Raw genomic sequence first — 4,464 nt, 5'->3', positions numbered from 1 at the left:
CGCCGGCGACGCCAACCAGGTTCCGGCCGGCGGCGCGCTGGCCGTCGATCGCGACGGATTCGCCGATGCCGTGACGAAAAAACTCGAAGCACACCCGCTGATCACCATCCGGCGCGAGGAAGTGCCAGGTCTGCCGCCGACGGATTGGGACCAGGCGATCGTTGCCACGGGTCCGTTGACCGCCCCCGGGCTTGCCCAGTCGATCGCGGAAGCGACCGGCGCCGATGCGCTCGCCTTCTTCGACGCCATTGCGCCGATCATCCATTTCGACACGATCGACATGAATACCTGCTGGTTCCAGTCGCGCTACGACAAGGTCGGGCCAGGCGGCACCGGCAAGGACTACATCAATTGTCCGATGGACAAGGACCAGTACCTTGCCTTCGTGCAAGCGCTGGTCGACGGCCAGAAAACCGAATTCAAGCAATGGGAAGGCACGCCCTATTTCGACGGCTGCCTGCCGATCGAAATCATGGCCGAGCGCGGTGTCGAGACGCTACGCTACGGGCCTATGAAGCCGATGGGGCTGACCAATGCCCACAATCCGACGGTAAAGGCCTATGCCGTCGTCCAGTTGCGGCAGGACAATGCGCTGGGCACGCTCTACAACATGGTCGGTTTCCAGACCAAGTTGAAGCATGCCGAGCAGGTGCGCATCTTCCGCACCATACCGGGTCTCGAAAACGCTGATTTCGCCCGTCTCGGCGGCCTGCACCGCAACACCTACATCAACTCGCCGACCTTGCTCGACGCTTCGCTGCAACTGAAGTCGCGGCCCGGCCTGCGTTTCGCCGGCCAGATCACCGGCTGCGAAGGCTATGTCGAAAGTGCGGCCATCGGCCTGCTCGCCGGCCGCTTCGCCGCAGCGGAGCGGCTCGGCCTTGCTCCGTCCCTGCCGCCGCTGACCACGGCCTTCGGCGCTCTGCTCAACCACATCACCGGCGGTCATATTGTCTCCGATGACGAGCCGGGAAAGCGCTCATTCCAGCCGATGAACGTCAATTTCGGCCTGTTCCCACCTGTCGAAGCTCCGAAGGCCGAGGGCAAACGCATGCGCGGCAAGGACAAGACCGTTGCCAAGCGGCACGCCATCACATCGCGTGCACGCGCCGATTGCCGGCACTGGCTGGGACTTCCGGCGCAACCGGAAACGGCCGAAGCGGCGGAATAAACAGCTTCGCGTTCTGATTGGACCCCATGATCCGGGACAAAGTCGAAGACGGCTCCTTCGGTTCGGCCAGTGAAGTCATCCGCGCCGCCCTGCCTTCCAGCGCGAGGAGGAAGAGCACGCTGAACGCATGGCGTCCATCAGGGCGCGGGTGAAGGCGTCGATCGAAGACAAAAGCCCCGCTGTTCCGCTCGATGAGGCGATCGACCGGGTAAAGAGCCGGATTTCGCAACTGGCGAGAGAGAGCGATGATCCAGCGTCCCGCCGTCGTTCTTAGCGAAAGCGCGATCTCCGATCTTGAAGCAATTGGCGCCTACATCCTTGAGAGCAGCGGCAGCGAAAACATCGCCAACGGTTTCGTGGATCGGATAGAAGAGCGCTGCCAGAGTATCGGCAATGCGCCTTGTGGCGGTCGCTCGCGCGACGATATCGTTCGGGGATTACGACCCGTCCCATTCCGAGCATTCCGCCGTCATCACCATCTGATCGAGAACGATGTCATCCGCATCGTCAACATCTTCTATGGCGGTCGCGACTATGAGACGCTGATGCGCGACGGCGGCTCGAACGAACCATCCTGAGGCGATATCATTCAGCCGGCTCGACACCAGCCATCGGCAACCCAGGCTTGCCGGCCTCATCAGGATTTCGCCTGACATAGGCCGCCTTCAAACTCTCCGAGGTTTCGCGCGAGCCGTCATGGCTCCAGCCGGGAGGCTTGATCAGATAGTTCAGGCGATCGCTCAAGGTCAGACCGGGCGCAAAGGCATCCCTGAACATGCCGATCCATTCATGGAATGCCACTTTCAGCGGATTGAAGGTGCCGAGATTCCTGACGATGCCGTAGCGCGGCCGGTCTTCTTCCAGTTCCCCGACGAAGGTGCCGAACATGCGGTCCCAGATGATCAGCGTGCCGGCATAGTTGGCGTCGAGATAGCGCGGATTGGTGGCGTGGTGGACGCGGTGGTGTGAGGGCGTGTTGAAGACGAACTCGAACCAGCCCCACATCTTGCCGATGGTCTCGGTGTGGATCCAGAATTGCCAGACCAAATTGAAGCCGAAGGTGAAGGCAATCACCGCCGGGTGGAAGCCGAGCAGCACCAGCGGCGCCTGCAGCACGAACATGAAGGTGAACAGGCCCGTCCAGCTCTGCCGCAGCGCCGTCGACAGATTGTAGTGCTGGCTGGAATGGTGGTTGACGTGTTCGGCCCACACCCAGCGCACCCGGTGCGCGATGCGGTGATAGAAATAGTAGCGCAGATCATCGAGCAGGAAGGCCACCAGAAAGACCCAGATCGACAGGCCGAGATTGAAGACGCGGAACTGCCAGAGCCACAGCAACGCCCAGTAGGACACGACGCCAAGCAGCAGCCCGGCAACGACATTGCCGGTACCCATCATCAGGCTGGTCAATGTGTCGCGCGTTTCGAACGAACCCTTGGCACGGCCGGTGCGCACCAACCAAAGCTCGATCAGGATCGCGACAACGAAGAACGGGATGGCCAGTTGAGTGACCTGCGGAAAATTGTAGTCGTCCATCATGCCGCCTCTCCGCCGAAACTCTGCGGCTCAAGCGCCTTCAGCAAGCCTTGCGCATCCGTTGCGCTGGCAAAGCGGAAGCGGCCGCCCTTCCAGGTGAAATCGGCGAGCCGCAGCGAGACCGTATTCCCGTCTCCAGTGTCCAAAATCGTGACATCTTGAGGCGTGACGATGCGGGTCAAGAAGCAGTCGCCTACGCTGTGAACGATCCCGAAGCGCCCTCGCCCGATATCCAGGAACGCGGTCCCGGCATCTGCTGTCAGGCGGACTGCCGCCACGATCTCGTCGGGAAAATCCTCGGCGAACCGGCTCTTCGCATGATCTGCGCCACTGAGCGTCGCCGTCTTGCTGCCGCCAGTGAAATGCACCGCGGCAACCGACAGCGCGATGCCAAGGGCGACGATCGCAACCAGCAAAGGCAAGCTCATTGAATGGGTATCTCCTCCGGCCGGCCTGTCGTCTATGGCGACAGTTTTGGCGCGGAGACTTCTTAGCACGGTTGACGTTTACGTCAAAGTGCTGGCCAACCCTTGCTCGCGCGGCGCAGCAACAGCCAATGCCGGCGCAAGGCCGAGAGCCGCGCCACGCCTTCGAGCGGCGAGCCATTCTCCATCTTGCCGAGATAGGCGCGTGACAGGGCAAGTGGCAGGAATGCCGGACGCAGCGAGACCGGCAGAGCCGGTGCGCCCCTCTCGAAGGCGGAAAGATGTTCCCGTGCCAGCGCCATCATCGCTGCCACCGCGCGTTTGGCGCCGGGTCCGCCGTCGCCGGTGACGAATTCTTCCGGCGACGATCCCGCTGCCGCCAGAATGTCGGCCGGGACAAAACATTGTCCGCGCTGGCGGTGCAGCGGCAACAGCAGCAGCAGGCCGGTCATCGCCTGTGCGCAGCCTGCCCTGCCCGCCAGTTCGGCAAAGCGCGGCGCCTCGCCGGGGTCGAGCACCATCGCCGCAAGCTGGATGAGTGCTGCGGCCGTCTCGCCGCAATAGCCTTCCAGATCGGTGCGCGACGGCATCGGGTCGTCGTAGAGGTCGAAGATGCGCGCATCGAGCATGTTCTCGAAGGCCGGCTTCGGCAGGCCGAATGTCGCTATCGTAGCGTTCACGGCTTCGGCAGTGGGATGGCCGGCGCCGGCCTCGCCGCCGGCGGCAATGACATCGCGCCACCATTGCAGCCGCACCTCGCCCGGTAGCGCCTCATGGATGCGATCGCGAATACCTGATATCTCCGCGTTGAAGGCGTAGAGCGAAAACAGCGCGTAGCGCTTGCCGTCCGGCGCGTAGAGCGCGGTCAGATAACGATCATGATCGGCGGCGCGCACCGCGTCCATGACGATTTCAGCGCTTCGAGACATGTCAATCGACGGCAATGAGCGCGGCGGCCACGGCGCGCTCTTCCGCCAGAAGGACATTGTAGGTCCGCACCGCGGCCCCCGTCGACATCGGGTCGGATGCAACGCCGGCGGCCTTCAGCGCGGCCCGCAATGCAGCGGGCAACGGCCGAAGATCCCTGCCCATGCCGACCAGCAGGATCTCGATCTTGTCGGCCTCGGACAGCAGCCTGTCAAAATCCGCCACCGTCAGCGCCAAGGGGTCCACCGGCTCCCAGCCATGGATGCCGGATGGCAGACAGAGCAGCGAACCGCGATGCGACATGTCGGCAAAGCGGAATCCGCCATTGCCGTAGGCTTCGATCGGCGCGCGGCCCGGGAAATGCGCCTCGCGGATGACGATGCCTTTGCTGGTCACCGTTAAACC

At 63.0% G+C, this 4,464-nt stretch carries 7 protein-coding genes; 3 read left to right on the top strand and 4 right to left on the bottom strand.

Annotation, left to right across the window (positions count from 1 at the left end; all coding sequences use genetic code 11):
• The 3 genes from trmFO to EN914_RS25615 form a co-directional block, all read left to right on the top strand.
• Window positions 1-1,171 (top strand): methylenetetrahydrofolate--tRNA-(uracil(54)-C(5))-methyltransferase (FADH(2)-oxidizing) TrmFO (trmFO, locus tag EN914_RS25625; RefSeq protein WP_127389340.1); only part of this gene is annotated, 1,171 nt, incomplete at its 5' end.
• A 26-nt stretch (window positions 1,172-1,197) separates the two neighbouring features.
• Window positions 1,198-1,323, top strand: a complete 126-nt coding sequence (locus tag EN914_RS39355) for a type II toxin-antitoxin system ParD family antitoxin (protein ID WP_224675324.1) — start codon at window positions 1,198-1,200, stop codon at window positions 1,321-1,323.
• A 93-nt stretch (window positions 1,324-1,416) separates the two neighbouring features.
• Entirely contained in the window at window positions 1,417-1,749 is a 333-nt protein-coding gene (locus EN914_RS25615; RefSeq protein ID WP_050580473.1) for a type II toxin-antitoxin system RelE/ParE family toxin, read from the top strand.
• Window positions 1,750-1,756: 7 nt separating this feature from the next.
• On the opposite strand, the gene EN914_RS25610 is transcribed toward EN914_RS25615, so the two are convergent.
• The 4 genes from EN914_RS25610 to EN914_RS25595 all read right to left on the bottom strand — a co-directional run bounded on the left by EN914_RS25610 (window position 1,757) and on the right by EN914_RS25595 (window position 4,455).
• A complete protein-coding gene (locus EN914_RS25610) occupies window positions 1,757-2,710 on the bottom strand; it encodes a sterol desaturase family protein (RefSeq protein WP_032899314.1) in 954 nt (317 codons plus the stop codon).
• Window positions 2,707-3,135, bottom strand: coding sequence for a hypothetical protein (locus tag EN914_RS25605; RefSeq protein WP_024503856.1), 429 nt, complete (start codon window positions 3,133-3,135; stop codon window positions 2,707-2,709). The genes EN914_RS25610 and EN914_RS25605 overlap by 4 nt, the downstream gene beginning before the upstream one ends.
• A gap of 83 nt (window positions 3,136-3,218) precedes the next feature.
• Window positions 3,219-4,061: a phytoene/squalene synthase family protein gene (locus EN914_RS25600; RefSeq protein ID WP_024503855.1), complete on the bottom strand. Its 843-nt coding sequence runs from the start codon at window positions 4,059-4,061 to the stop codon at window positions 3,219-3,221.
• A gap of 1 nt (window position 4,062) precedes the next feature.
• Complete coding sequence (locus EN914_RS25595; protein WP_013531307.1) at window positions 4,063-4,455, bottom strand: Mth938-like domain-containing protein; 393 nt, start codon at window positions 4,453-4,455, stop codon at window positions 4,063-4,065.
• Window positions 4,456-4,464 lie beyond the last annotated feature (9 nt).

The organism is Mesorhizobium sp. M7A.F.Ca.CA.001.08.2.1, from assembly GCF_003998455.1.
GTDB classification, from domain to species: Bacteria; Pseudomonadota; Alphaproteobacteria; order Rhizobiales; family Rhizobiaceae; genus Mesorhizobium; species Mesorhizobium ciceri.
Note: the sequence above shows the minus strand (reverse complement) of the source record. Positions and strands in the feature narration are given on the sequence as shown.

What these genes read in the sequence shown, in the direction of transcription:
- EN914_RS39355 (WP_224675324.1), top strand. Translation starts at nt 1,198, where the DNA reads ATGATCCGGGACAAAGTCGAAGACGGCTCCTTCGGTTCGGCCAGTGAA.
- EN914_RS25615 (WP_050580473.1), top strand. Translation starts at nt 1,417, where the DNA reads ATGATCCAGCGTCCCGCCGTCGTTCTTAGCGAAAGCGCGATCTCCGAT.
- EN914_RS25610 (WP_032899314.1), bottom strand. Translation starts at nt 2,710, where the DNA reads ATGATGGACGACTACAATTTTCCGCAGGTCACTCAACTGGCCATCCCG.
- EN914_RS25605 (WP_024503856.1), bottom strand. Translation starts at nt 3,135, where the DNA reads ATGAGCTTGCCTTTGCTGGTTGCGATCGTCGCCCTTGGCATCGCGCTG.
- EN914_RS25600 (WP_024503855.1), bottom strand. Translation starts at nt 4,061, where the DNA reads ATGTCTCGAAGCGCTGAAATCGTCATGGACGCGGTGCGCGCCGCCGAT.